Origin of the sequence: Sphingomonas sp. ASY06-1R (genome assembly GCF_052180265.1) — a bacterium.
Classification (GTDB): domain Bacteria; phylum Pseudomonadota; class Alphaproteobacteria; order Sphingomonadales; family Sphingomonadaceae; genus Sphingomonas_I.
The window spans coordinates 4,017,062-4,043,033 of record NZ_CP197464.1; the positions used below are offsets into that span (position 1 = coordinate 4,017,062).

The 25,972-nt window shown below is 64.9% G+C and carries 17 protein-coding genes; 7 read left to right on the forward strand and 10 right to left on the reverse strand.

Going from position 1 to position 25,972, the window contains the following annotated elements; all coding sequences use genetic code 11:
- Nucleotides 1–163 precede the first annotated feature (163 nt).
- A complete protein-coding gene (locus tag ACSBM8_RS19010) occupies nt 164–1,072 on the forward strand; it encodes a LysR family transcriptional regulator (RefSeq protein ID WP_442679551.1) in 909 nt (302 codons plus the stop codon).
- A 19-nt stretch (nt 1,073–1,091) separates the two neighbouring features.
- Here the strand turns inward: ACSBM8_RS19010 and ACSBM8_RS19015 are convergent, their stop codons facing one another.
- Together ACSBM8_RS19015 and ACSBM8_RS19020 are read right to left on the reverse strand one after the other, a co-directional pair.
- Nucleotides 1,092–2,762: a carboxylesterase/lipase family protein gene (locus tag ACSBM8_RS19015; RefSeq protein WP_442679552.1), complete on the reverse strand. Its 1,671-nt coding sequence runs from the start codon at nt 2,760–2,762 to the stop codon at nt 1,092–1,094.
- Between the two features lie 61 nt (nt 2,763–2,823).
- Complete coding sequence (locus ACSBM8_RS19020) at nt 2,824–5,769, reverse strand: TonB-dependent receptor plug domain-containing protein (protein ID WP_442679553.1); 2,946 nt, start codon at nt 5,767–5,769, stop codon at nt 2,824–2,826.
- Between the two features lie 354 nt (nt 5,770–6,123).
- Here ACSBM8_RS19020 and ACSBM8_RS19025 point away from each other — a divergent pair, with 354 nt between their 5' ends.
- From ACSBM8_RS19025 to ACSBM8_RS19045, 5 genes are all read left to right on the forward strand, one after another.
- On the forward strand, nt 6,124–7,428 hold the full coding sequence (locus ACSBM8_RS19025; RefSeq protein ID WP_442679554.1) for a CitMHS family transporter: 1,305 nt from the start codon (nt 6,124–6,126) through the stop codon (nt 7,426–7,428).
- Nucleotides 7,425–8,771: an acyclic terpene utilization AtuA family protein gene (locus ACSBM8_RS19030; RefSeq protein ID WP_442679555.1), complete on the forward strand. Its 1,347-nt coding sequence runs from the start codon at nt 7,425–7,427 to the stop codon at nt 8,769–8,771. The genes ACSBM8_RS19025 and ACSBM8_RS19030 overlap by 4 nt, the downstream gene beginning before the upstream one ends.
- A 2-nt stretch (nt 8,772–8,773) precedes the next feature.
- Nucleotides 8,774–9,103: an AtuA-related protein gene (locus ACSBM8_RS19035; RefSeq protein WP_442679556.1), complete on the forward strand. Its 330-nt coding sequence runs from the start codon at nt 8,774–8,776 to the stop codon at nt 9,101–9,103.
- A complete protein-coding gene (locus ACSBM8_RS19040; RefSeq protein ID WP_442679557.1) occupies nt 9,100–11,103 on the forward strand; it encodes an alpha/beta hydrolase domain-containing protein in 2,004 nt (667 codons plus the stop codon). The genes ACSBM8_RS19035 and ACSBM8_RS19040 overlap by 4 nt, the downstream gene beginning before the upstream one ends.
- Before the next feature lie 132 nt (nt 11,104–11,235).
- Nucleotides 11,236–13,476 carry a glycoside hydrolase family 3 C-terminal domain-containing protein gene (locus tag ACSBM8_RS19045; RefSeq protein WP_442679558.1) on the forward strand — a complete coding sequence of 747 codons (2,241 nt, stop codon included), beginning with the start codon at nt 11,236–11,238 and terminating at the stop codon, nt 13,474–13,476.
- A gap of 56 nt (nt 13,477–13,532) precedes the next feature.
- Here the strand turns inward: ACSBM8_RS19045 and ACSBM8_RS19050 are convergent, their stop codons facing one another.
- From ACSBM8_RS19050 to ACSBM8_RS19070, 5 genes are all read right to left on the reverse strand, one after another.
- A complete protein-coding gene (locus tag ACSBM8_RS19050; RefSeq protein ID WP_442679559.1) occupies nt 13,533–14,489 on the reverse strand; it encodes an aspartyl/asparaginyl beta-hydroxylase domain-containing protein in 957 nt (318 codons plus the stop codon).
- A gap of 3 nt (nt 14,490–14,492) precedes the next feature.
- Complete coding sequence (locus ACSBM8_RS19055) at nt 14,493–16,406, reverse strand: sulfotransferase (RefSeq protein WP_442679560.1); 1,914 nt, start codon at nt 16,404–16,406, stop codon at nt 14,493–14,495.
- Complete coding sequence (locus ACSBM8_RS19060; protein ID WP_442679561.1) at nt 16,403–16,915, reverse strand: aspartyl/asparaginyl beta-hydroxylase domain-containing protein; 513 nt, start codon at nt 16,913–16,915, stop codon at nt 16,403–16,405. The genes ACSBM8_RS19055 and ACSBM8_RS19060 overlap by 4 nt, the downstream gene beginning before the upstream one ends.
- Before the next feature lie 77 nt (nt 16,916–16,992).
- Complete coding sequence (locus ACSBM8_RS19065; RefSeq protein ID WP_442679562.1) at nt 16,993–17,640, reverse strand: sulfotransferase family 2 domain-containing protein; 648 nt, start codon at nt 17,638–17,640, stop codon at nt 16,993–16,995.
- An 8-nt stretch (nt 17,641–17,648) separates the two neighbouring features.
- On the reverse strand, nt 17,649–20,435 hold the full coding sequence (locus ACSBM8_RS19070) for a TonB-dependent receptor (RefSeq protein ID WP_442679563.1): 2,787 nt from the start codon (nt 20,433–20,435) through the stop codon (nt 17,649–17,651).
- A gap of 238 nt (nt 20,436–20,673) precedes the next feature.
- On the opposite strand from ACSBM8_RS19070, the gene ACSBM8_RS19075 reads away from it, so the two are divergent.
- A complete protein-coding gene (locus ACSBM8_RS19075) occupies nt 20,674–22,764 on the forward strand; it encodes a phosphocholine-specific phospholipase C (RefSeq protein ID WP_442679564.1) in 2,091 nt (696 codons plus the stop codon).
- Nucleotides 22,765–22,785: 21 nt separating this feature from the next.
- On the opposite strand, the gene phnX is transcribed toward ACSBM8_RS19075, so the two are convergent.
- From phnX to ACSBM8_RS19090, 3 genes are read right to left on the reverse strand one after another with little or no spacing between them, the layout of a single operon-like run.
- Nucleotides 22,786–23,577 (reverse strand): phosphonoacetaldehyde hydrolase, encoded by a 792-nt coding sequence (phnX, locus tag ACSBM8_RS19080; RefSeq protein ID WP_442679565.1) that lies wholly within the window; start codon nt 23,575–23,577, stop codon nt 22,786–22,788.
- A complete protein-coding gene (locus tag ACSBM8_RS19085; protein ID WP_442679566.1) occupies nt 23,565–24,692 on the reverse strand; it encodes a TIGR03364 family FAD-dependent oxidoreductase in 1,128 nt (375 codons plus the stop codon). The genes phnX and ACSBM8_RS19085 overlap by 13 nt, the downstream gene beginning before the upstream one ends.
- Nucleotides 24,679–25,959 (reverse strand): DUF5690 family protein, encoded by a 1,281-nt coding sequence (locus ACSBM8_RS19090; protein ID WP_442679567.1) that lies wholly within the window; start codon nt 25,957–25,959, stop codon nt 24,679–24,681. Before ACSBM8_RS19090 ends, ACSBM8_RS19085 begins: the two co-directional genes overlap by 14 nt.
- Between the last annotated feature and the right edge of the window lie 13 nt (nt 25,960–25,972).

A 25,972-nucleotide genomic window follows, 5' to 3' on the forward strand; every position in this document is an offset into this window, starting at 1 on the left:
TGGGAAAGGGCAACATCAGATGCGACGGATGGAACAGCTGTGACGTCCGCCAGAGCTGCAGAGACCGATCTTACCAGGGCGTATCATCCGCCGCAGCGCGCGGTTGCAGCGCCACGCCGCGTGGCTACAAGCAATCCTGGCTATCAGGAAATTGCATAGAAAGATGAAGCGCCGCCCCAGCTTGAATAGCCTGCGCCTGTTCATGCAGATCGCCTATAATCGCAGCTTCAGCGAAACCGGCCGGCTCGCCAGCGTTTCGCAGCCCGCGCTCAGCCGCACGATCCGCCTGCTGGAGGAAGAGCTGGGGGTGCGTCTGTTCGACCGCAACTCCCGCAACGTCACGCTGACCAGCGCCGGGGAAGCGCTGCTGCCGATCGTGGAGCGGCTGGCGGCGGATTTCGATCATGCCTTTTCCGAACTGTCGCTCACATTTTCCGGCGCGCGCGGTCGGGTCGTGATCGGCGCGCTGCCGTCCGTCGCTGCCGGGATGCTCCCTTTGGTTGTCGCATCCTTCCTCAAGGATCATCCCCAGGTGGAGATCATCCTGCGCGATCATCTTTCGGGGGCGCTGTACCAGCAGATGCAGGAACGTCAGGTCGATCTGGCTATCACGACGCCACCGGACGGCGGGGCGTTTGCGTTCGAACCCTTCATGGACGATCCGATGATCCTGATCGCGCGGGCCGGCGGCCCGTTGGATCAGCCCGGCACCGCCGACTGGTCGATCTTCGCGGACCACCCCTTCATTGCTATGGCGCCGCGCAGCAGCGTCCGCGAGCTGACCGATGCGGCAATGCATAAAGCGGGCATTGCCGTCCGCCCGCTCTTTGAATGCACGCAGCTCGCCACCGTTGGCGCCCTGATCGAGGCCGGGCTGGGGACGACCGCTTTGCCGCAGTCGACAATCGGCATGGTCGATGCGTCCTCCATCGTCACCCGCCCCCTGACCGCGCCGTTCGTCACGCGCACGATCGGCATCGCCCATCTCGCCGATCGCACGCTGCCGCCCGCCGCCGCGGCCTTCATGCGTCACTTTCTGGAGGTCGCGCACGCCGGGCCGCGGACCGGCTGAGGCGCGCGCGACACGGGCTTTATTGGCGTGCCGGTATCGCGGCGAGATCGCTGTCGATTGTCTTCAGCATCTCGTCCGTCAGCATCGCCGCCATATAAGGCTGTAGCGCCGCCAGGGTCTGGCTGCGCGCCATGCCGATCTGCGGACTGTTGATCAGCATCGGCACGCGTTTCTCCAGCACGGCCTTCGCGGCCGGATCGTCGAGCATCGTGCCGAGCGGCGTGGTCAGGCTGTTATAATGGCCTGACGCCTTTGCCGCCGCCAGCCGCTGGACCGCCGTGTCGATCTCCGCACCCCAGGGATCCTTGCCGGCAACCGCTTTCCCCTCCGTATTGAAGTCGATCAGCTGATCGGAGGCAGAATCATATTTCGGCCAGGCCGGCAGCCCGCTGCCGTTCGGATCGCCGGTCTTGGCGAAATTGATCAGATAGGCGCTGATCGTCTTGCCCATGGCGATATCCTTGGGCGTGGTCTGGGCGCCATATTTGATCGCCGTATTGTCGAAGAAGAAGGGGATGTCCGTCGCATGCTGCGCACCGGGCTGGCCGACCGATTCCGCGACGTAGGAGAAGCGATATTCCCACACCGGCACGCGCTGCTTGGCGATCCGGGCAGAGGCGCTGCGCGCACCGGCAATCATGAAGCCGCTCTTGCCGCCCATGTCGGCGCTGGTCGCCCCGATGATGATCGGCACCTTGCTGAAATTGCCGCTGTCATAGGCTTTCGCCTGGTCCACCTCCAGCTTGCCGTCCAGGAACGGACCGCTGTACGTCTTCGGGCCGGGCTTGGGCTGGAACATCTGCATCATGCTGAGCCCGTCGGTCACCTGTTCGGCGGAGAGCGCGCGCAGCTTTTCCAGCGCCTGCGGATCGTTGGGCGCGATGCCGTTGGCCTGCGCGAAATTCTGGTAGATCTGCTCGACGTCGCTCAGCGTCGGCCCGCCCGCCGTGTCGCCCGCACCGCCCGACATCACGAATGCCTTGTGGAACAGCCCGCGCGCCAATGGCGACGTCACCAGCGTGTGGACCGACATGCCGCCCGCGCTCTCGCCGATGATCATCACGTTGCTGGGGTCGCCGCCAAAGGCTGCAATATTCCGCTGCACCCACTTCAGCGCGGCAACCTGATCCATGAAGTTATAATTGCCGATCAGGCCCTTATCGGGGTCTGCCTTGGTCAATTGCGGCAGTGCGAACGTGCCGAACCGACCGACACGATAGTTGAAGCTGACGAACAGAACGCCCTTCTGCGCCAGGTTGGCGCCGGCGTAGGTGGGCGGTGACGCGCCGCCGTTGACGAAGCCGCCGCCATAGATCCACACGATCACCGGCAGCTTGCCGCGCGCCGTGGTCGGCTTCCAGACGTTGGCATAAAGGCAATCTTCGGCCGGCGTTGTGCCGAGCGGCGCCGCATCGCTGGGGAAGGGCTTCTGCATGCAGTCGCTGCTATATTGGGTGGCATCGCGCACGCCGCTCCAATTGGCGGCCTGCTGCGGCGCCCGCCAACGCAGCGGCCCCAGCGGCGGCGCGGCGAAGGGAATGCCCTTCCAGCTCGCCACGCCCGCTTCGGTCGTTCCGCGTAACTGGCCATTCTCGATCTGCACGACCGGGGCGCTGCCCTGCGCCATCGCCGCGATCGGCGCGCTCAGCACGGCGGCGCTCGCCAGCAGCAGGGAAAAGGTTCGTGTCATTATCATTCTCCTTTGGGCGGAGCGCGTTGCGCCCCCCGTCTATGCATATCCGTGATCGGGATCAGAAGGCCTTGGTGATCTGGAAACTGAAGATGCGTCCAAAGATATTGGCATTGGATGCATCATAAGCGCCATAATTGTTGCCCGATTGGGTCAGCACCACATGCGGATTCCTGTTGGCCAGATTCTGGATATTCAGTCCGAAGCGCAGCCCGCTCAACACGGAACTGCCTTTGGGAATGGAATAGGTCAGGCCCAGATCCAGCGTCGTCCAGGACGGCACTTTCGTCTGCGGCTGGCCCGTGATCGGAATGGTGTTGGTGTAGGAGCCGACATAATTGACGAACAGATTGGCCCCTATGCCCGATTTGGACCAGCCGATCTGGCCACGTCCGCGCCAGCTGACCGGATAATAATAGGTGTTCAGCACATCGGTCTTGGGGCCGCCGCGCACCGTCTGCAGCGTCTGGTTCAGGATCTTGGTGACGCTCCCGCCGAACGACCAATGGCCCCAGTCGCTGTCCATCTGGTAATTGGCCTGAAAGTCGAGGCCGTCCTGAAACGTGGTTGCCGCATTGGCGGAACGCGCATCGAGGATCACGTTGATGGAGCAGGCACCCAGCACCGGCGTGTTGTACAGTGCCGGATGCGCGGCGATGAACCGCGCGAGGACCGGATCATAGCTGCCGGGATTGCCGTTCACGCAGCTTGCCGGATTGTTCACCGGCGTGATGAACTGGCTGTAGAGCGCGGCATTTTGCGGGCTGGACAGGAACAACCCGACATTGGGCGACACGATCTGGTTGGCATATTTGGTGCGGTAATAGGTGCCGGACAGTTTGAGCCCCGCCAGGGGTGTCACGTCCATGCCTGCGGACCAAGTCGTCGCAGTCTCCGGCGTCAGATCGGTATTGGCGCCGAGCAGCAGATAGGAACTGCTATTGCCCGGAAAGGCGAAGCCGATATCCGGCCGCCCCGAATTATTCGCGAACGGCAGCCCGATCACCGCGGAGGAATAATTTTGCGGATTGGTATCGGTCAATGCGGGCGCGCGGAACGACGTGCCCCACGATCCACGGATCGCGATCACGTCGTTCACGATCCAGGTGGCGCCGATCTTCGGATTGGTCGTGTCGCCGAAATCGGAATAATCGTCGTAGCGGATCGCCGCGTCGATATTCAGCGACTGCATCAGCGGCACGTTCATCTCGTCGCTGACGATTGGGATGAACAATTCGGCGAAGGCCGATGCGGTGGTGCGATGGACATTGCTGTTGTTCGTGATCGCGAAATTGTTGTTGGTCGGATCGCGCTCGAACGCATTGTTGCTGCCGTTAACCAGATGCTGGCGGTTATATGCCAGCTCGCCGCCGACCGCGGCGCGCAGCTCGCCGCCGGGCAGCGTAAAGAGCGGCCCGTTCAGCTTGATCACGGAATCGTAGAAAGTGTTGTAGGCACGCTGCGTGTTGCTGCCCATGAAGACGCCATATTGCGCGTCGGTCAGCGGGGTCGTGCTGTAAGGGTTGATGCGGCCCGCCAGTATCTCACGCGACAAGGCGGCGCCGTTCGCATTGGTGTCGAAGTTGCAGATGCCGCACGTCGAATCGCGTGCATACGTCCAGTAGGCGTCCAGATTCCAGCGGTTGGGCAGATGGCCGGTCATCCCGCCGGTGATGCTGATCTGCTCGTCCGGATTCTTGGTCACGGCCGGCCCGCCGAAGAAGGTGATGGGATCGACCGCGACTTTCTGCGCCAGCCCGCCGCCGCATAATGCGTCGGAGGCGATCGCGGCCGCCGGTGCTCCTGCGATGAAATAGGGGCTGCCCTGGCACACGGTCAGCGTGTTGCCGACGCGGCTATTGCCGTAAGCGCGCGATTCCGTATCGCGGTGTGTGTAGAAACCTTCGAGGAAGACCGAGAAGGAATCGCTCAGATTCTGGTTGAAGAACACCGCCGCCTGGTGCCGCTTCTGCCGACCCAGAAAGTCATTGTAGTCGGTCGAATCGACCAAATTGGCGCCAGGGGTCAGCTGCCCGAAAGACAGTCCCGTCCCCGGCCCATTCGGGATCGTATAATAACTGTACGGCACGCCATTGCCGCCCACCAGCAATGTCGGCGTCGACACGCCGATCGTCGCATTGTTGGCGCGCGCATCCGGCCCTCCCAATGGTCGCAGGTCGTTGCGCAGGAACCTGGATTTGCCGGCATGGAATGGCTGCCGGGATTCGTAATCATAGGTCGCGATGATGTTGCCGGTCGCCCAGCTGTGGCCGGCCGTGATCGACGCGCCCCATTGGTTATTGAACCGGTTGAGCTGGTCGCGCCCGCTAATCTCGACCCCGTCGAAATTCTTGCGCAGAACGTAATTGATCACGCCGGAAATGGCGTCCGAACCATAGATGGCGGAATTGCCGTCGGTGACGACCTCGATGCTCTCGACCGCCGCAATCGGCACCTGGATGGATTCGGTGAATGTGGCGGCGGCACCGCTCGGTACGACGCGCCGTCCGTCGACCAGGGTCAGCGTCGCGGATGTGCCCAGGCCGCGCAGGTTGATGGCCGTGCCCTGGGTCGCATTGCCGCCATAACCCGCCGTACCGCCCTGACGGTAGACCGGGCCGGAGCCGCCCGCATTGGGATTGTTCTGCACCTGCGGAATAGTCTGCAGCACGTCGTTCACATTGGGCAGCCCGGTCGCGAGGATCTGGGCGCGATTGATCGAAATGGTTTCGGATCCGACCGGCTTGACCCCCTTGATGTTGGTACCGGTGACGATGATCTCCTGTGCCTCCTCCTGCAGCGCCTGATCGGTGGCGCTCGGCGTGGTCGCGATCGGGGCGGCAGGCGCTGGCGGCAGGTCGCTCGCCGGCACGCTGTCCGCGCCGGCCGTTTCAGGCGGGGCGGTGCTGGCGTCCTGCGCGGCGGCAGGTGCCGTTGCCAGCGCTGTCATGAGCAGCGTGGCGCTCAGGCTGGCGCAATTCCGATAGAATCCCTTTGAAGCTTTCATTCCATCTCCCCTTCGTTTGCGGGGGATGATCGAACGCTCCCCCGAACCGCCGGAAGGCGCCGTCATTTTGACGGTCACCTCTCTGGACAGGTGGGCCGGGAAGACCGACGGTTCGCACATGCGCTGCCAAATCATCGTGGGCCCGGCCTGACAGCCGACTTGGCAGCATTGATGACCTAACCGGTTCCAATCAAAAAATAGAATTTATAGATGGATCAATGCCTAAATTGAATGATTAGCTGGAGGCTCTAGCGATCAGCTTTATTCATGGATCGATAGATACTTTATCTTTGATGGATAGATGGCGAAACCGCATCATGGCATGGCTCGATAAGGATCGGGCAGGGGAGGACGATGCTCGCAATTGCCGGCGCCTTGTCGATTACGGTTCTGCTGGCGCTGATCCTGTCGGAGCGCGCGTCGCCGGTCGCAGCGTTGATCCTGGTGTCTTTTGTTGCCGCGGTGACGATCGGCCAGGCCGCCGCGATACCCGTTTATGTCGTCGCGGGGATCGGCAAGATCGCGCCGGTCGCCGGTATGTTCGTATTCGCCATCCTTTTTTTCGGCGTCATGAGCGATGCCGGGCTGCTGGATCCGATGATCCGTCTGGTGCTGCGCCTGGTGGGCGAACATCCCGCCCGGATCACCGTCGGGACCGCGATGCTGGCGCTCCTGATTCATCTCGATGGATCGGGCGCGGTTTGCTTCCTCATCACCATTCCGGCGCTCCGGCCCCTCTATGACAAATTGGGGATGGATCGGCGCGTGCTCGCCTGCACCGCATCGATGGCGGCAGGGGTCAATTTCCTGCCTTGGTCGGGGCCGACATTGCGCGCTTCGGCCGCGCTCGGCATTCCCGCGGCGCGCCTGTTCCAGCCGCTGATCGGTGTCCAGTTAGTCGGTATCGCATTCGTACTCGCGAGCGCCTGGTGGATGGGGCAGCGCGAGGCGCGTCGCCTTGCCACCGTTGCGTCGGTCGCGCCCGCCGATCGTCCGTGCGACGGCGACGGTTTCAGCACCGGGGATCCCGCTCTCAAGCGGCCGGGCCGTATCCTTATCAACGCGCTCGTGACTGCGACCGTCGTCGCGGCGATGATTGCGGGCGTTGCCGAACCGGTCGTCATCCTGATGATCGGGACGACGCTGGCATTGCTGATCAACTATCCGACCGCCGCCGCCCAGCGGGAGCGGGTGGATGCACATGCCAAGGCGGCATTGCTGATGGCAGCAGTCCTGTTCGCCGCCGGCGCCTTTACCGGCATCATGAGCGGATCGGGCATGATCGGGGCGATGGCGGAGGCGGTGGCCCATCGCCTGCCGAACGACGTCGGCGGGCACCTGCCCGTGCTGGTGGGCGCCGTATCCATGCCGCTCAGCCTGATCTTCGATCCGGACTCCTTCTATTTCAGCGTGCTGCCGGTCATCGCCCATGTCGGCCAAAGCTTCGGCACGGCACCCATCCACATCGCCCAGGCGGCCCTGCTCGGTCAGATGACCACCGGCTTCCCGGTCAGCCCGCTGACCCCTGCAACCTTCCTTGTATGCGGCCTGGCCGGCGTCGAACTCGGCGCCCATCAGCGTTTCGCGATCCCGTGGCTGTTCGCCACCACGATCGTGATGCTGATGGCCGCGCTCCTTTTCGGGATACTTCCCCTGTGACGCGTTCTTATTCTTCTTCAGTCCGGATCGGTGCGGGCGCGGGTTTTTCGGGCGATCGGCTGGAACCTGCGCTGGAATTGGTGGAACAGGGGAATCTCGATTTCCTTGTCTTCGAATGTCTCGCCGAACGCACGATCGCGCTCGCGCAGGACGCGCTCCGTCGTGATCCGCGCGGCGGATTCGATCCGCTGTTGATCGAACGCATGCGGCGGGTGTTGCCGGCGGCGCGGTCGCGGGGCGTCCGCATCGTCACCAATGCCGGCGCCGCCAATCCGCTCGGCGCAGCCCATGCCCTGGCGGACCTGGTTCGCGATCTTGGTCTGGGTTCGGTTCGGATCGCGGCCGTGCTGGGCGATGACGTCCTGGATCAGATCAAGGCGGCACCATATCCGCTGATCGAGCGGCCGGGCTCGACCGCGGAATTTGCGGAAATCGTATCGGCCAACGCCTATCTCGGCGCGGCACCGATCGTCGACGCGCTGGATGCCGGCGCGGACATTGTCGTGACCGGCCGCGTGGGCGATCCTGCTCTGTTCGTCGGCCCGCTGGCGCACGCATTTCGCTGGCGGCTGGACGATGCCGACTTGGTCGGTCGCGCGACTGTCATCGGCCATTTGCTGGAATGTGCCGGCCAGCTGAGCGGCGGCTATTTCGCGGATGGGGATCGCAAGCAGGTGGACGGGCTGGCACGGCTCGGCTTTCCCCTCGCGGAGGTCGACGTGGAGGCCGGTGCGATCCTGACCAAGGTGTCCGGATCGGGGGGGCGCATCAGCATCGCCACGTGCAAGGAGCAATTGCTCTACGAGATTCTCGATCCCGCCGCTTATTATCAGGCGGACGTCATCGCCGATTTCTCCGGCGTCTCCTTTGAGGAGGTCGCACCGGATCGGGTGCGCGTCCGCGGCGGTAGTGGGCGACCCGCGTCGGGATTGTACAAGGTTTCACTTGGCCATGACGAAGGCTTTATCGGGGAAGGCCAGATCTCCTATGCCGGCCCGCATGCCGTGCGCCGCGGGCGGATGGCGATCGAGATCGTGCGCGAGCGGCTGGCGATCATCGGCGCGCATGTGACGGACGTTCATGGCGAACTGATCGGCGTGGATTCGGTCGATCGGACCGCCCGGCACGATGGGGAGCCGCGCGAGGTGCGCGCGCGTATCGTCGGCCGCGCACCGGACGAACGTTCCGCAAGCGCGATCGGCGCGGAGGTGGAGGCGCTCTATACGAATGGCCCGGCTGGCGGTGGCGGCGCGTCGCGCAGCGTCCGCAGGATCATTGGCATCCTCTCCACCTTTATCCGCGCCGATCTGGTGACGCCGCGCGTCGAATTTGTGGAAAGCTGATCATGCACCTTGGCGATATTGCGCACGTCCGCGCCGGCGACAAAGGCGACATCTCGCAAATCTCGGTGATTGCCTATGACCCGGCCGATTATCCGCTGCTGGCCCGCGCGGTCACCTGCGAACGCATCGTCGGCCATTTCGCCCAATTGCCGGTCTCCGTGATCCAGCGCTACGAATTGCCCGCGCTCGGTGCGCTCAATTTCGTGCTCCACGGTGCACTGCACGGCGGTGTGACACGCTCGATCGCGCTGGATCTGCATGGCAAGACGCTCAGCGCGCAATTGCTGGATCTCGAAATCGATCCAGCCACGCCTTGCGGGGTGGCCCCGTGAGGCGGTTCTTTTATCCGTCGTTGCTGATGGTCGCGCTGGCTATGCCCGCCACCCTGAAGGCACGACTGACCGACTTCGTCATAGAACAGCGTATCGATGTGCCCGCCGCCGGCACCACGCCAGCCTATCTGATCCTGCGCGGCCAGTATCGCGGCGCGCTGCATCCGGCCGATCCGCACAATGCGATCATCACCGATCTCGATCGTGCCGATCATCTTCCCGATGGGCGCGTCGGCTATCGCGCGACGTTCGCGATCGCCATGCCGGCCGCCGCGGCGCGCGACAGCGGCTTCCTCCTGTACGATGTGCCCAATCGCGGCAACGGCGATGTCGCGCCTGATCCCGATGGCCATGTTCGCGTGGTCAGCGGATGGCAGGGGGATATCGGGCCGGCCCGTGGCCTGCAGACGCTGGAGGTGCCGATCGCCCGGCGCGCCGACGGCGGCCCGATCACCGGTCCGATCCTGCAGCGTTTCACATCGATCGAGGCGGGTACCACCACGATCGCAATTGGCGGCGGCATTGGCCGGCCGACCCCGCGTCCACTGCCGGTCACGCTCGACACGCGCGCGGCGCGGCTGTTTCGACAGGCCTCGGATCGGGCCGCGCCGATCGATATCGCTGCCGCCGACTGGGCTTTTGCCGATTGCCGGACACGCCCCTTTCCCGGCACGCCCGACCCGACCCGCCTCTGTGTGCGCGGTGGCTTCGTCGCCGATCAGGCCTACACGATCGTGTATCAGGGCAAGGACCCCAAGGTGCTGGGCATCGGCTTCGCCGCAGTGCGCGATCTCAACGCCTTCCTACGTTACGGTACGCGCGACGATGCGGGCAACGCCAACCCGCTCGCAAAGCGGGTGCGCTGGGCGATCGTCAGCGGCACCTCCCAATCGGGCAATTTCGTGCGCAGCCTGATCGCGCTCGGCTTCAACGCGGCCGAGGATGGCCGCCGCGTCTTCGACGGTGCCGCGCCCAACATTGCGGCACGCCAGGTTCCGCTCAACCTGCGCTTCGGCGTGCCCGGCGGCGCGGCCGATCTGTATGATCCCGGTAGTGAGGGCGCCTTGTGGTGGAGTCGCTATGCGGATCGCGCCCGCGGACGCGGCTCCTCCAGCCTGCTGGATCGCTGCCAGGCAAGCCGGACCTGCCCGCGCATCATGGAGACGTTCGGCTCCGCCGAATTCTGGGGCCTGCGCATGTCGCCCGATCTGGTCGGCACCGACGCGCGGCGGGATCTGCCGCTTCCCGCCAATGTGCGCCGTTATTATTTCCCCGGCGTCACGCATAATGGCTCGCCAACCGGCGGCTTCCCGATCGATAGCGAGGCTCCGCCCAAGGGGGCGGACTATTGCAGGCTCGCGTGGAATCCCAACCCTTCGTCGGATACGATGCGCGTCTTGCTCAAGGCGCTCCGCGACTGGGTGGCCTTCGGCAAGGAACCGCCGCCCAGCCGCTATCCAACGCTCGCCCACGGCGATCTCGTCCTGCCCACGGCGCACGCGATGGGATGGCCCGCCATTCCCGGCGCGCCCGTTCCGGACGGAAAGCTCAACCCGTTCCTCGATTATGATTTCGGACCGGGCTTTGACTATCGCGACGTCAGCGGCGTGATCACGCGCCAGCCGCCCGTCGTTCGGCGCGAACTCCCGTCGCGTGTCCCCCGCGTCGACGCTGACGGGAATGAGACGGCGGGCATCCCCTCGGTTCAGCTGCAGGTTCCGATCGGCACCTATACGGGCTGGAATGTCCGCCGCCGCGGCTATGGCGCGGGCGGGAATTGCGGGTTCATCGGCGGGTTCATTCCGTTCGCCCCGACGCGCGCCGCGCGCATGGCCAATCGCGATCCACGCCCGTCGCTGGAAGAACGCTATGGCGACCATGCCGGCTTCGTGGCGCGGGTCCGCAGCGCCGCGGCGGCCCAGGTGCGCCACGGCTGGCTGCTGCAGGAGGACGCACAGCGCATCGTCGACCAGGCAGAACGCAGCGATGTCCTGCGTTGAATGGTAGCGCGACCATCGGCGCGCTAGCCGCTGCAGCGCCTGCCGGTTAGGTGTAACGCTAATGTGTTTACGAATGAGGCGTCGCGTCCCGCTGCCAGGCAGGGTGGCGCCGTCCAACAGGGGAGAATCATCATGAAATCCAGTCTCACGGCCATGGCCATCGCCATCGCCACCGTGGCGGTCACGATCGGAGCATCGGCCGCCCCGGCAGCACGCGCAAGGTCGGCCAAGCCGGTCCGGCAGCCCTGGATGAATGCGTCGCTTCAGCCGGATGCACGCGTGGCGCTGCTGCTGCCGCGCATGACCCGCGACGAGAAGCTGACGATGGTCTTCGGCCAGTTCGCCACCGATTTCCCGCCCAAGCAATTCCAGGCGCCCGCCGGCTCGCGCGCCGGGTCTGCCGGCTATGTGCCCGGCGTTGCCCGCCTCGGCATCCCCGCGCAGTGGCAGACGGACGCGGGCATCGGTGTTGCAACGCAGGGTGGCGCCGCCCGCAAGCGCGGACGCACCGCTCTGCCGTCGAACCTTGCCATTGCTGCCACCTGGAATCCCGCCATCGGGTATCAGGGGGGCGCGATGATCGGGGCGGAGGCGCGGGCCTCCGGCTTCAACGTCATGCTGGCCGGCGGCGTCAACCTGACCCGCGATCCGCGCAACGGTCGCAATTTCGAATATGGCGGCGAGGATCCGTGGCTCGCCGGCACGATGGTCGGCGCGCAAATGGCGGGCATCCAGTCCAACCATGTCATCTCGACCGTGAAACATTATGCGATCAACGATCAGGAAACCGATCGGAATGCCGGCAATTCGGTGGTCGATCCGAAGGCTGCGAAGATGTCCGATCTACTCGCCTTCGAAATCGCGATCGGCAAGGGCGATCCGGGATCGGTGATGTGCGCCTATAATCACGTCAACGGGCCGTGGGCATGCGAAAGCCCGTGGCTGCTTACCGACGTGCTGCGCCGCGACTGGGGCTTCAAGGGCTATGTCATGTCCGATTGGGGCGCGACCCATTCGACCGCGCCCGCCATCGCCGCCGGCCTGGATCAGCAGTCCGGCTATCCGTTCGATGAACAGCCTTATTATGGCGCGAACCTGAAGAAGGCGCTGGCCGACGGCAGCGTGACGCCGGGCCAGCTCGACACGATGGTGTCGCGCATCCTGTACGCGATGTTCCGCCATGGCGTGTTCGATCATCCGATCCAGGCCGCGCCGATGGACCTTTCGCCGGCAATGCTCGCCACCGACAAGGCGATCAGCCAGGCCGCGGCAGAAGAAGGTATTGTGCTGCTCAAGAACGAACGGCGGCTGCTGCCGTTGGTCGCCTCTGCCCAGAAGATCGTCGTGATCGGCGGCTATGCCGACAAGGGCGTGCTGGCAGGCGGCGGCTCTTCGCTCGTTTATCCGGTCGAGGGCAATGCCGTGCCCGATCTGGAACCCAAGATCTGGCCGGGCCCGATCATGTATTATCCGTCCGCACCGGTCACCGAACTGCGCCGGCTGCTGCCGGGCGCATCGATCACCTTCCTCGACGGCACCGATGCAGCGCAGGCCGCTGCGGCGGCGCGGGATGCCGATGTCGCGATCGTCTTCGCCAACCGGTGGGAGGGCGAATCGTTCGACGTGCCGCTCGGCCTGCCCGACAATCAGGACGCGTTGATCCGCGCGGTCGCCGACGCCAATTCCAAGACCGTGGTCGTGCTGCAATCCGGTGGCCCGGTGCTCACGCCCTGGGCCGGCAAGGTCGGTGCGCTGCTGGCGGCCTGGTTCCCGGGCTCGGGCGGCGGTGCCGCGATCGCGCGCGTTCTGACTGGCCAGGTCAATCCGTCGGGCCGCTTGCCGGTCAGCTTCCCGCGCAGTGCCAGTCAGCTGCCCCGTCCGGAGGCACCGGCCAAGGGCGATGTCGTCTATCGCGAAGGCGAACTGGTCGGCTATAAATGGTACCAGTCGCGCCGCGAGACGCCGGCTTTCCCCTTCGGCTTCGGCCTGTCCTACACCGACTTTACCTACGCCAATCTGCAGGCCGTGGAGAATCGTGGTGCCGTCCGCGTTTCTTTCACCGCCACCAATGGTGGCGCGGTCGCCGGAAAAGCGGTCGGCCAGGTCTATGCGTCACGGCAGGGATGGCAGTCGCCGATGCGGCTGGTCGGCTATGCCAAGGCGGCGCTCGATCCAGGCCAGTCGCGCACGATGACGGTGGATCTCGATCCGCGTCTGTTCGCCGATTGGAAGGAACGCGGCAATTGCTGGCATGTCGCCAGCGGGTCTTATCGCCTGATGCTGGGCGCCTCGTCCGAACAGCTCACCGATCGTGCCAGCGTCGAGCTCAGGCAAGGCGATTTCGGCGGTATCCGGGGCTTCTGCCGCCGCTAGCCGCGCGCTTGGAATACGGTGCCGCCGCGCGTCGTGGCGGCACCGTAACCCTCGACTTACGCTTGCGATCCCGAATCTTCCGCGATCAGATGCTGCAGCACGCGCTTCTCCAATACCAGCATGGCGTTCGCGCCGTTGGTGCGCATGATCAGCGGCTGTGCCAGCGGCGCGGCCGCCGCCCGTAACGTCTGCTCAAGCTGGCGGAAGTCTGATCGTCCTGCACCGCGCACCCCATGCAACGCGCACAGCTGTCGCCAATCCAGCACGAACCATTGCAGCAACTGATCGAATTGCACGGCGCATCTGCCCGCGTCGGCGGCGGCAATCGCCGTCGTCACTTCGCTGCGCAGATCATCGATCAGTAATTGCACCTCTGCCGCCGGCAGGATTGCGTCGCGCTGATCATATTCCGTCAGCAGATGTGCCGGTGCTGCGGCATCCCAGCGCACCGTCGGCCATTGCGCGCGCGGCGGTGTCTGCCCGCAGGCAAAACGCCAGAACGCCGCTGTGCCGGTGGTATCGGCGACCAGGTGCACGCGGTCCTCGCTCGAACCGTTAGCGACATGATGGCGCCGCCAATTGTCGAAGATCCACGCTTCGCCCGCTGCCATGTGGACACTCTGTCCATCGCAGTGAAACCGTACGGCGGGCGCGGTGGCGATCGGAACGTGCAGCCGCACGCGGTTATGCCAATGATAATTGATGTCGGCATGTTCGGGTACGCCCGCGCCGGGGGCGAGCCGCATCAGCCGCGAACGGCTCCACACCACGCCGAAGCTGGCGAGCACCTGCCGCAGATAGGGCAGGGTGCCGAGCCATGGGGTCGGTCGCATCGCGCCGTGCACGGCATCCGTCTCCGCGCCGTCGACGCTGATCAGCCGCACCGCGCTATTGCCGGGCAGGCGATCCGGATGCGCGTTCCAGGCATAAGGCGGCAGTGCCGCAATCTCGGCCTGCAGCCGCTCGACCTCGAACAGGATCGGCAACTGGAAAAAGGGGTGCGGCAGGCGCACGCGTCAGGCCTCGTCGTCGATCATGGCGTCACCCAACGCCACGCGCAGCGGCCCCAGCCAGGGGGCATAATGGCGCCATTGGTCCAGGCCGGCGCGGCCGATCGGTTGGCGCACCTGCTCTGAACTGGGCGTCCGAATCGGACGGTCATTCTGATGAAAGGCCAGACATTCCGGTTCGAATGGCAAGGCGCAGCGATCCAAAAGGGCTCGCGTTTCCCGTTCGATATTGTCGACCAGGCGCTCGTAGCGGACGCGGACAATGCGCTCCGGCAGCACCGCATCCCAATGCGTCATCATGGCCCGATAGGCGCGGTAATAGCCTGCCATGTCCCGCATATCGTAGGAGAATTCCTGGTGGCCCGAACCGAACAGCTGTTTCAGGTTACTGAAGCCGCATGCCATCGGGTCGCGCCGTACGTCGATGATCGTGGCATTGGGCAGGATCAGGTGGATCAGCCCGATATGCCAGAAATTGTTCGGCATCTTGTCGATGAAGAAGGGCCGTCCCAGCCGGCGATAGGCGCGGGTGTCTTCCAGGAACCGTGCGCCCAGGCTGCGCGCGTCGTGCGCGCGCAGATGGGTGAGCGCCGCGGGCTCCAGCGGCAAGCCGCAAGCCGGATCGGCGCCGCAAAGTTCGCGGGCATAACGCCCGATCTCGGTCAGCTCCTGCGTGCCCTCGACCGCGGAATGGGACGCCAATATCTGCTCGATCAGGGTCGACCCCGATCGTGGCAGCCCCAGGATGAAGATCGGGGCGGCATCCGCCACGCCCCACGTCGCGCGGGCGGCGAAGAAGTCGGCGGTACAGACGCGCTGCAGCTCGTCGGCGCAGCGATCTGCAACGTCTTGCCGATAGCCGCTGAACCGGTGACGCATGGCATTGCCCTGCGCATAATAGTGCCACGATCGGGCGTAATCGGCCCGGTCCTCCATCGCCTTGCCCAGCGCGAAATTCAAATAGATCCGCTCCATCCCGCTGTCGGCGCACGCCGCTTCGGCGGTGCGCATCCGGGCGACCTCATCGTCAGTGAAGTGGTAGGTTTTCAGATTGGCCAGGCTGAACCAGGCCACGGCAGGATCGGGCCGCAGCCCGATCGCGGCGCGATAATCGGCAATTGCCTCCTCCTGCCGCCCCGCACTCTTCAGCGCATTGGCCCGCCACAGGCGCAGTTCGCCCGCCTCGGCGGACGACGCGTCCGTCAACAGCGTCTCGTAAAGGTCGATGACAGGGGCATAATCGCCCAGCGCGATGCAGGCCGCGCTGAACGCCTTGCGATAGTCCCGGTTATCCGGCGCGTGGCGGAGCAGAATTTCGGCTTCCGTGCGTGCAGCCAACGGCTGCTGCCGCTGCAACAGGACCATCGCAAGATCGAGCCGTGCCGCGTGAAAAGCGGGATCGCGCGTCAGGATCGCGCGCAATAACGTCTCGGCCTCCGCCAGTTCTTCCTGCTGGATCAGGATCCGCGCCAGCAGGTGAAGCGCACCGACATTGTCGGCGTTCTGCCGCAGATAGGCCCGAACAACGTCCCCGGCCGGTGCAAGATCGCCATCGGCGAACAGGCTGTGCGCCACCACCAGCGGTGCCGGCAGCGCCTCGAGCATGGCCACACGCGCCGCGGCCTCGGCCGCGCGCGGCGCGTCGCCGGCCATGCGATGGAGTTGGGCCAGCATATCCCAGCTCGTCGGCAGCGTCGGGTTCAGTGCCACCGCCCGTTGCAACGCGTCCACCGCCGCGGGCGCGTTGCGCAGCACTATATGGCAATGGCCGCGCTCCTGGTGGAGGCGGCTGAAATGCGGGTGCGCGCGTTCCAGTTTGGCAAGCACGTCCAGCGCCTCGCGCACATGCTGGCGCGCGCGCAGATCCTTCGCCTGCTGGAGTAGGCCATCGCGATCGACAGGGGCGGTGGGCAACGTCATCGCGCGGCCAGCCATTCGGGCGCAGGCTGGTCGATATCGTAATATTCGAAGATCAGGTGGATGCGATCGGTTGCGCCCTCATTGCGTACCCAATGCGGGCCAAGATTGTTGACCTCGACCGCCGCGCCCGGCGCGAGATGATGCGCGCGGCCGCCGAAATGGGCCACCACGGCATCGTTTGTCGTCAGCGGAATATGGATTTTGTGCGGCCATTTTGCTGCGGGATTGGCGTCGATATGCGGTGGAATGGCGCGTCCGGACGGCAATCGCGCCAGCATGATCCGCGGGAAATCCCCGCGTGCGTAGCCGAAATCCTGCACCGCTTGCGTCAAAACCGGCTCCAATAGCGCGCGCCAACGGGGCCAAAGAGGGCGATCATGCGCGCTGCGCCAGTCATGCGGGCTGTCGATGAAGCGGAAAACGATATGCTGGGTCGCCTCCAGCACGCCGAACTTGTTCGGCTTGGCGGCATTTTCCGCGTGCCAGACTGTCTCCGGAATCGCTGCCACCGCCGCGCATAAGGCCGCAATATCGACCTGTCCGAGCGGTCGGACGGTCCGCGTCTTGCGCGGGTTGGCGCACGGTCTCACGCCTCGCCCCGCGGACCGTCGAAACTATAGCCGAACATCTCCACATCCTGCGCATAACGTGCGGCGACAGCATCGATCAGGGCCGTGTCATAATAAGGACGGTAATCGCCACGTGGGCTGGCGTTGACGCGCTCGAGCGGGCGGGTGGCGATGCCGATGCGGGCGCAGATCGCGTCGAAGCAGGCCTGCATTTGCTCGACCCGGCCTAACGCATCGGCGAGCGGAGTGCGGCCGTCGTCGTCCACCAACAGCGTGGCTTGCGGCTGGAACAGGATATGCTGTTCCGGCGGTGCCTCGAACAGGAAATGGCGCATCACCTCGCGCGGGCGGCGCTGGAACATGTCGCCGCCGCGCAGCATGAAGGCGCAGTAGGATATGAAGCGGTCATACGGATTGCGCACGAACGCGAATTTGAAATAGCCGCCAAAGACCGCTTCGCCGAGATGGGGGCGGACGTCCCGCAGCGCGACGTGACCATGCTGGATCGCCGCCAGATCCGGCCACGGAAAACGGCGGTTCACGAACAGCCCGACCTGCTCGATATCCGCCTCCCCCATCTGCACCCGCAACGCCTGGCGCACCGCGTGCGTGCCCGTCTTCGGAATGGCCGCGAAGATGAAACGGTGCTGGTGCGAGATGATCATAGCGGCGCTCAGAATTTGAAACTGAGCCCCGCCATGTAGGTCGTGCCGCTTTGCGTCTGGTTGTAGAGATAGCGGTTCTGACCCCAGAATTGCGTGTCCTTCTGGTTAGTCAGATTGATCGCGTTGAGCGTGAATTGCAGCGTCTTGGTGAGGTTGAAGAAGGCGGCGGCATCGACATAGGTCGATCCTTCGAAGCCAGCCGTTCCCGCATCCATGACCGTGTCGTTGCGGGACGAATACCAGCGGCTGCGATGACTCATTGAACCACGCAAGCCCCAGCGCTCCGTCTCATAATAGAGAGTCAGGTTATAGCCGGTCTTGGAAATGCCGGTGAGCGCCTTGTCCGGATCGACATAGGTGAAGTTCGCGACCACGCCGAAATTGTCGAACGGCGCGGGCAGGAAGGAAAGCTGGCTTTGCGCGGCGAACTCAATGCCCGTCAGCTTCTTCGTGCCGGCCACGTTGATCGGCATGGTGAATTCGGAAACGATCGTGCTGTCGGTGGCACCGGGAATGGTGCCGGTCGGCACGCCGGTTTCGCTGAAGGGGATGTTGGTCAGCGTTTCGGAGCCGATGAAGTTCTTGATATGCTTCTGGAACACGCTGGCGGACAAGAGCCCGACCTTGCCGAAATAATATTCGACCGCGAGGTCCAGCGTCGTATCCTTGTACGGCTTCAGATTGGGGTTGCCACGCGACGCCGTGATCTCGCCCGTATCCTCCTGGAAGGCGCTGCCCTGCGCTGCCATCGAGCTCAGCCCGGGACGATTGAGATTCTGCGTGGCGGCGAAGCGGAGCAACAGCTCCGGCGTGAGTTCCAGCACGGTGTTGAGCGCGGGCAGCACACCCGAATAGCTGCCTTTCACATCGGTCGTGCCGAGATAGGCGTAACTGTCACCCTGGATCCAGCCGGTGCTGCGCGTCTTGGTATGGTAACCGCGCAGGCCAATATTGCCGCGAAAGCGCTTGCCGAACAGTTCGCCATCCCAATCCATCTGGACATATTCGGAGATGGTCTCCTCGGTCGTTTTGTAGACATTCTCGATATCCTGGATCGCGCCGCCGGTGCCGTCGGGCTTGGGCCCAAGCCGGTGATATTCGTGATATTTGGCGAAGCCCTTGGGATAGTCGCCAACCAACCAGGATCCGAACTTGTTGGTGAACACATCGGTGATGTCGGCGACCGACGTGCCGCGCGTGATCGCGGTCGTGCCGTTGACGTTGCCGTCGTAGAACAGGTTCATGCCGTCCTGCGAAAAACGGTGATAGGCGGCGCCTGCGCGCAGCGTGAAAATGTCGCCCAGTTTATAGTGGAGGTTCAGCACGCCTTCGCGCAGTTCGGACGCATTGTTGAAGGCACGATAATAGAAATTGTCCATCGCGTAATTGGCGGCATTGGTGGGATCCCAACCGGGATATTGGAACGATGCCGAGCGGCCGTCGTCGCCATAATCGGCGATCAGATTACCCTTGGCACGCAGGTAGAATTTGTCGTCATACGGCGTCTTGTAGGTCGACTTTTCGTAGCCGACATGGCCGTCGATCACGAGCCGGTCGGACGCGTTCCACGTGCCGGTCAAGGCAAGCTGGTTGAACTGGTTCTTGTTGAGCTGGCGACGATGTTCGCTGCCGAAGGTGGTGCCGGTAACATCGGTCTTGGTGACGTAGTTGCTGCTGTCCCAGGCGATATCGTTGATCACCGACGGCGTCTGGAACAGCGCCGGCCACGGCGCGCCCGCGGGCGTGTCGAAAGCGACCGATCCGGTGCCGGCGATGGGCCGCGTCGCCAGGTGCAGCTCGTCGCGATGCGTGGTGAACCGGCCATGCAGCGCGTCCAGCGTCAGCAGCACATTGTCGGCGGGTTTCCATTGCATGGCGGCGGTGATGCCGAGCCGTTCCTGCTTGGCATTCCAGGAGGAGATGCGGTTGCCGTCCGCGAAATAGAGGTCGCCCGACAGGAATTTGCTACGCTGGGTGGCGCTCAGGTGGGAGATGTCGAGGCCGTCATCGACCAGCCCCTGCAGCGTTTCCGCATCGGGATGATCGTAATTATAGGTGTTGTGGCCCTGCTCGGTGGTCTCGCGCCGGCCATAGGCAACCGATACGAGAATGCCGAAGCGATTGTCCCAATTCTGGCTGAGCTGCGCGGCGACGCGGGGCTGCGCATCCTTCGTATAGCGGTTCGTGCCGAGCTTGGTAACGATGGCGCCTTCAAGCCCCGCGCGGTGATCGAACGGCTTGCCGGTGAACAGGCCGACCGTGCCGGCCATCCCGCCTTCATTCTGTGCGGCCTGGAACGTCTTCTCCACCTCCACCTTGGAGAAGAGTTCGGAGGCGAAAATGTTGAAGTCGAAGCCACGATCGCGCGTGCGCTGGCCGCGACTATCCTGCGCGGAATCGACATTGCCGAGCACTTCCATGCCGTTCAATTGCACGCGCGAGAAATCGGGGCCGAGGCCGCGTAGCGAGATGCGGCGTCCTTCGCCCGCTTCGCGCGTGATCTGCACACCGGGCAGGCGCTGCAGCGATTCGGCCAGGTTCAGTTCGGGGAATTTGGCGATGTCTTCGGCAACGATCACATCCTTCTGGATCACCGAATCTTTCTTGATGTCGCGCGCCAAGCTGAGGGACTTGCGATACCCGGTCACGACCACCTCGTCCCCGCCCGCGTCTGCCGCCGCCATGTCCGCATGCGCGGCCGCAGGCACGATTCCGACGATCACCACCGCCGCCGTTGCCAGCAGGAAGCTCTTGAGATCCGGGCACGTTGCCCGAGCGGAAAGACGCTGCGTCATGATTGCCCCCGATCATCTGGTATGAACCAGTTTGCTTAAGCAGCGGAGCGCTACACATCTGTGACAGCGGGGACGAAAGGTCCATTTTCGGCGGTCAGCCGGCTCTGGGACGAAACGGCTGACGTCGGCACGGGAGCGTCGCGGAATCGCAATATACATGGTCTAGACCATAAGATCGTGGGCGATCCAGACTGAAGCCCCATGCTGGACTCGTCGCCTTGGTACGGAGCGTAGACCCATGGTGCCGTTGCAGGATCGCCGCAGCTTCATTCGCAATCTCATGGCGGCGGCGGGTACGGCAGCGGCATTCACGCCGGCGATCGCGCGGGCGCTGGATATTCCTGCTTATCGTCGCACCGGCACGTTGCAGGATGTCGGCCATGTCGTGATCCTGACGCAGGAGAATCGCGCCTTCGATCATTATTTCGGCACGATGCGCGGGGTGCAGGGCTATGGCGATCGCTTCGCCATTCCGGCGCCGCCGCTTCCCGGTGCGCCGGCGCGCACGGTGCTGGTGCAGCCGAACGAACATTCCGGGGCAGATCCGGCGCTGCTAGCCCCCTTCCGTCTGAATACGTCCGAAGATTTCCGAATGTATCGCCCGCACGGCACGCCGCATGGATTCAGCGACAGCCAGGCGGCGTGGGACAATGGCCGGATGGGGGCGTGGCCGCGATCCAAGCACAATCATGCGATGGCGCATTTCACCCGCGCGGACCTGCCATTTCAATATGGCCTCGCCGAAGCCTTCACGCTGTGCGACGCCTATCATTGCGCGATGCACCTGTGCACCAATCCCAACCGGCTCTACATCTGGAGCGGGACGCACGATCCGCTGGGCAAGGGCAACGGACCCGCGATCGACAATGGCTATGACAGCCTGGATGTCGATCCGCGCCATCATGGCGGCTATCTGTGGACGACCTATCCCGAACGGCTGATGGCGGCCGGGATCGGCTTCCAGATCTATCAGGATATGGCGGACAATTTCTCCGATAATCCGCTGGTCGGTTTTCGGCGCTATCGGCAAGCCCAAGGCGGATCGACGGACGCGGCGGCGCTGCTGGCCCGCCGCACGCTGGCGACGCGATCGCTGGAGGCGTTGAAGCAGGACGTCATGGATCGCCGTCTGCCGGAAGTGTCGTGGATCGTCGCGCCGGCGTCCTATTCCGAACATCCCAGCGCATCGACGCCGCTGCAGGGCGCCGATTATACCGCGCGCGTGCTGGACGCGCTGACCGCCAATCCGGAGGTTTGGTCGCGGACCGTGTTGCTCATCAATTTCGACGAGAATGACGGCCTGTTCGATCATGTGCCGCCGGCTGCGCCACCGGCGCGGGTGGCGGGGCGGATGCTGGGCGCAACCGACATTCCGGCAGACGACGAATATCATGCGCATTCCCAGGGTGCCGAGGACGCGCCGTATCTCGGGCGCCCCTATGGCCTGGGCATGCGCGTTCCGCTCTATGTCGTCTCGCCCTGGAGCCGGGGTGGGCATGTCGCTTCCGAACTGTTCGACCATACCAGCATCCTGCGCTTCCTGGAGGCGCGGTTCGGGGTGCACGAACCCAATATCAGTGCCTGGCGACGCGCGGTGTGCGGCGACCTGACGTCCTGCTTCGATTTCGCCGCACCCGACACGGTCGACTTCATGGCCAGCTTGCCGGCGACCGCCGACCTGTCGGCGCGCGCGGCGGCATTGGTGGAGGTGGCGCCGCCGCTACCGGGCCGGGTGGCGGCACCCGTCCAGGAAACCGGCCTGCGTCGCCGCCGGCCGACGCCCTATCGGCTCGACGCCCGGCTTCAGATGACGGGGAATGCGCGCGCTTTGCTCTTCTCCAACCAGTCTGCCGAACGTGCCGCCGTCTTCCATGTCTATGATGTCCGCCGGCTGGATCAGGAGCCGGCCCGCTATACGGTCGCGGCCGGACGGGAACTGGCGCATGCGCTGGATGCCGATCAGACGCATGACCTGTTCGTCGTCGGCCCGAATGGCTTTCATCGCCGGCTGGTCGGGCGCAGCGACGTGTTCGCCGTCGCGGCGGACGGCAAAAGCGCGACCATGGCGCTGCTGATCGAAAATCTCAGCGCGCAGCCGCAATCGATCGTCATGACCGACCGTGCATATGGCGGGGCGCCCGAAACGATCACCCTGTCCGGCGGGCAGCGCCGCCATATCCGGCTGAACCTTGCCGCCAGCCATGGCTGGTACGACCGCCAATTCGCCACGGCCAACCAGATCTGGCGGATGGCGGGCCATTTGGAGGACGGGAAGCCGTCCTTTTCCGATCCCGCAGCCGGCGGCCCCGGACCGCTCCAGATCGCCTGACGCCCGCAGGCGTTGCGGGTGTCAGAAAACCGGATCGAGGGGGAGCGTCGCCAGCGCGTCCGGCAGATCGGCGACGGTCGCGATCACCGCATGGGCGCCGGCATCGCGGAGACGCTGGCTGGCCTGCGCGATCCGGCCGGCGCGGTCTTCGGGTGCCAGCGCCGCCAGAGCTTCCTGGGAGAGGCCGATGGCATTGCCGCTGGCGGCGACGCCTATTGTCCAGACGCCGGCCGCGCGACCTTCCTGGATGCCCACTTCGGCATCGTCCACCTTGACGCACGCCTCCAGCGGCCAGACGCCCAATTCGACCAGATTCTTCCACAGCATGAGCGGGGATGGCCGCCCTTCGATGGTTTCCCCGGCACACACCAGCGCGTCGGGCCGATAGCCTTGGTCCGCCGCGCGCGGCAGAATCCCGGTCATCATCTCGCGCGAATAGCCCGTGCACGATCCCAGCCGGACGCCCGCGGCCTGCAGTCGCTGCGCAATGTCCGCCGCCCCGGGAATGAGAAGCGCGCAATCGCGGGCAGCCTCGCCCATGAGCGGTCCGATCCGATCGAACAGGTCGGCCACATCATCCTCGCACCAAACACCGCCGGTTCGCTCGTGCCACGCGCCGGCGATGCGCGGCTGGCCCAGGATCGCGCGGATATGATCCTTCTTGGCGAGGCCCATGTCGCGGCGCGCTTCCGCCTCGTCGATCGGAACGCCGGCGTGCGCGAACAGCGTGCACAGCGCCACCACCGGCGCTCTCGACCCGAAGTCGATCATCGTCCCCGCCCAATCGAACACCACCGCCTTCAATCGGGCCACGCGCTTCCTCCTCCAAAAAGATCGGCGATCACGTCCTCGGCAAGCGCGAAGGCGGTCGATGCGCCGGTGCCGCTGGTCACCACGACCAGGCGCACGCCGTCGGCGACGGGATGCACCAGATGGTGGGAGGATGCGGCGGCATAGGTGCCCGTCCACCGCTCCAGCACCGGCGGGGGCGGGCCAAGCACGTCGGCATAGGCGTCGAGGATCGCTTGCTCGACCGCGGCGGAGGCGAACGGATCGGGCGTGGCGGCATAATGATGGCTGTCGCCCACCACCAACGTGCCGTCGGCCGCCTGCACGACGATCAGGTGAATGCCGTGGGCCAGCGCGACCGCCGCTTCCTGCTCCAGCCGGACGCGCAAGGCCGTCGCCTCGGGCAAGGCCGCATAGCCAAGATAGCGGACCATGCTGAGGTCGCTCATCACCGGTGTCGCACTGCGCCACGATGGCGCCGCGAGCCGCAACATCTGCAATTTGCAGCGCGTGATCCCGGCCTGCGCGAAGAGATCCGGATAGAGCGCCGCCCCCTCATCGCCCGGGCAGACGATGATCGCGTCGGCCTCCAGCCGTCCGGCCGTGGAATCGATGCGGCCAGTGTCGATCGCCTGCACCGTCACGCCATGACGTATCTCCACCGGCAGCGTGGTGGCGAGCCATTGCGCCAGCCTGGGGATGGCGGTGCGCGACTCGACCCGAAGCTCGTGCGGGCTGTACAGCCCGGACCGGGCATTGCGCAGCATCGGCCATCGTTCGGCCAGCTCGGTCGGGCCGAGCGGATCGCACTGACGCCCCATCTCCGTCTCCAGAAAGGCGTCGATCAGTGTGGCCGCCTCCGGGCGTTGGGCGACCAGGACCAGGCCCTGCTGCACGATGTCGATACCGGCGGGCGGGGCGACCTCGCGCCACACCGCGGCGCTGCGATGCGCCAGCGCCCACACGCGGCCGCGTTCCTGGCCGGTGACGGTCACGAAACCGAAATTGCGGATGGAGGCCCCATTGGCCTGGGCATCGCGTTCCAGCACCAGCACGCTTTTGCCGCGTCGTGCGGCGGCCAGCGCGTGGGCCAGGCCGACAATGCCGCCGCCAATGACGATCAGGTCATGCCGGGACATGGACGGCACGGCGACGGGGCAGGAACATCAGCGCCGACAGCAACGTCAGCAGCGTGACCACGATCGCGGTCAGATAGGAGCAGGAGATGAAGAAGGAGAGCCAGTTCATCGCCGGGGCGGCGATGCTGCGATAGAGGAGCAGGCCGACGCTGCCTGCATAGCCGCAGGAATCGGCGATATAGATCAGGAACCCGGCATTGCCGGCGGTGCCAATCGTCGCGATCATCCGATCGAACAGCATCGCGTTGAACGGCGTATAGGCCAGGTACAGGCCCGCGCCGGTCAGGATCATCCACGATAGCGGCGCGAGCAGGCCGAACTGGAAGGCCAGCGTCGACAGGCCCAGCAACATGGCGCCGACGATGATCGCGCCATGCATGGCAAGCAGGGCATGGCGATTGTCCCGCACCAGCATGATCGCAGCGAGGCCGCCGAGTGCGATCGCCGCGACCGGTACTTCGCTGGCGGAAAAGACCGATGCGACGCCGCCAAACCCCATCGCGGTCCATAGTTCGACGGCGAAATTATCGCGCAAATCGCGAATGGCGGTGAGCAACACATAGCCGATCACCAGCAGCACGATCGGTAGCCCATGGCGGCGCAGGAACGCAGCGCGATCGGCGCGGTCCATCGGTACGCGCATCGTGCGTTCGGCTTCGTCGCGCGCGTCCGGCGGCGGGAGCCCATCCAGATACCAGAGCGATATCAACAAGAGCGGCGCGAACACCAGGCCGGTGGCGGCGGGCATCCACAATTCCGGGATGCCACCGTGCAGCAGCAAGGTCGCCACCGATTTCACCACGCCCGACGACAGGATGAAGCTGGCGCACAGCATCGAGCCCAGCGCTTCGGAGACGCGGCGCCCTTCGATATAGGAGAAAACCAGGCCCCAGATCATGCCGAGCGGAAGGCCGTTGAAGAAGATGCAGGCGATGTTCCACGGCGGCGGGACGAGCGCGAACAGGACGAGCGCGAGCCAGGCCGTCCCGATCAGACCGAGGATGGCGGTCGAGCGTCCGGTGCGCCCGAATTCCGCGATCACGCGGATGCCGATCCATTTCGACAAGGCGTAGCCGCAGACCTGCGCGATCACGAGCATCGTCTTAAAGTCGATGGCGTGATGCCAGCCGCCAATGTCGACATAGGTCGCCGCGGTGAGCGGCTTGCGAAACGCGTACATGGCGAAATAGGCGCCGAACGCGGCGACCCCGCCCATGAACAAGGGTAAGGCGCGGTTGGGTGTGCTGGATGCGGCAGTGGTGGCCATCGCGCTGGTATGG

Coding starts and splice junctions, on each gene's coding strand:
- ACSBM8_RS19070 (WP_442679563.1), bottom strand. CDS start 20,435: ATGACGCAGCGTCTTTCCGCTCGGGCAACGTGCCCGGATCTCAAGAGC.
- ACSBM8_RS19085 (WP_442679566.1), bottom strand. CDS start 24,692: ATGTCCCGGCATGACCTGATCGTCATTGGCGGCGGCATTGTCGGCCTG.
- ACSBM8_RS19090 (WP_442679567.1), bottom strand. CDS start 25,959: ATGGCCACCACTGCCGCATCCAGCACACCCAACCGCGCCTTACCCTTG.
- ACSBM8_RS19015 (WP_442679552.1), bottom strand. CDS start 2,762: ATGACACGAACCTTTTCCCTGCTGCTGGCGAGCGCCGCCGTGCTGAGC.
- ACSBM8_RS19065 (WP_442679562.1), bottom strand. CDS start 17,640: ATGATCATCTCGCACCAGCACCGTTTCATCTTCGCGGCCATTCCGAAG.
- ACSBM8_RS19010 (WP_442679551.1), top strand. CDS start 164: ATGAAGCGCCGCCCCAGCTTGAATAGCCTGCGCCTGTTCATGCAGATC.
- ACSBM8_RS19020 (WP_442679553.1), bottom strand. CDS start 5,769: ATGAAAGCTTCAAAGGGATTCTATCGGAATTGCGCCAGCCTGAGCGCC.
- ACSBM8_RS19025 (WP_442679554.1), top strand. CDS start 6,124: ATGCTCGCAATTGCCGGCGCCTTGTCGATTACGGTTCTGCTGGCGCTG.
- ACSBM8_RS19055 (WP_442679560.1), bottom strand. CDS start 16,406: ATGACGTTGCCCACCGCCCCTGTCGATCGCGATGGCCTACTCCAGCAG.
- ACSBM8_RS19035 (WP_442679556.1), top strand. CDS start 8,774: ATGCACCTTGGCGATATTGCGCACGTCCGCGCCGGCGACAAAGGCGAC.
- ACSBM8_RS19075 (WP_442679564.1), top strand. CDS start 20,674: ATGGTGCCGTTGCAGGATCGCCGCAGCTTCATTCGCAATCTCATGGCG.
- ACSBM8_RS19045 (WP_442679558.1), top strand. CDS start 11,236: ATGAAATCCAGTCTCACGGCCATGGCCATCGCCATCGCCACCGTGGCG.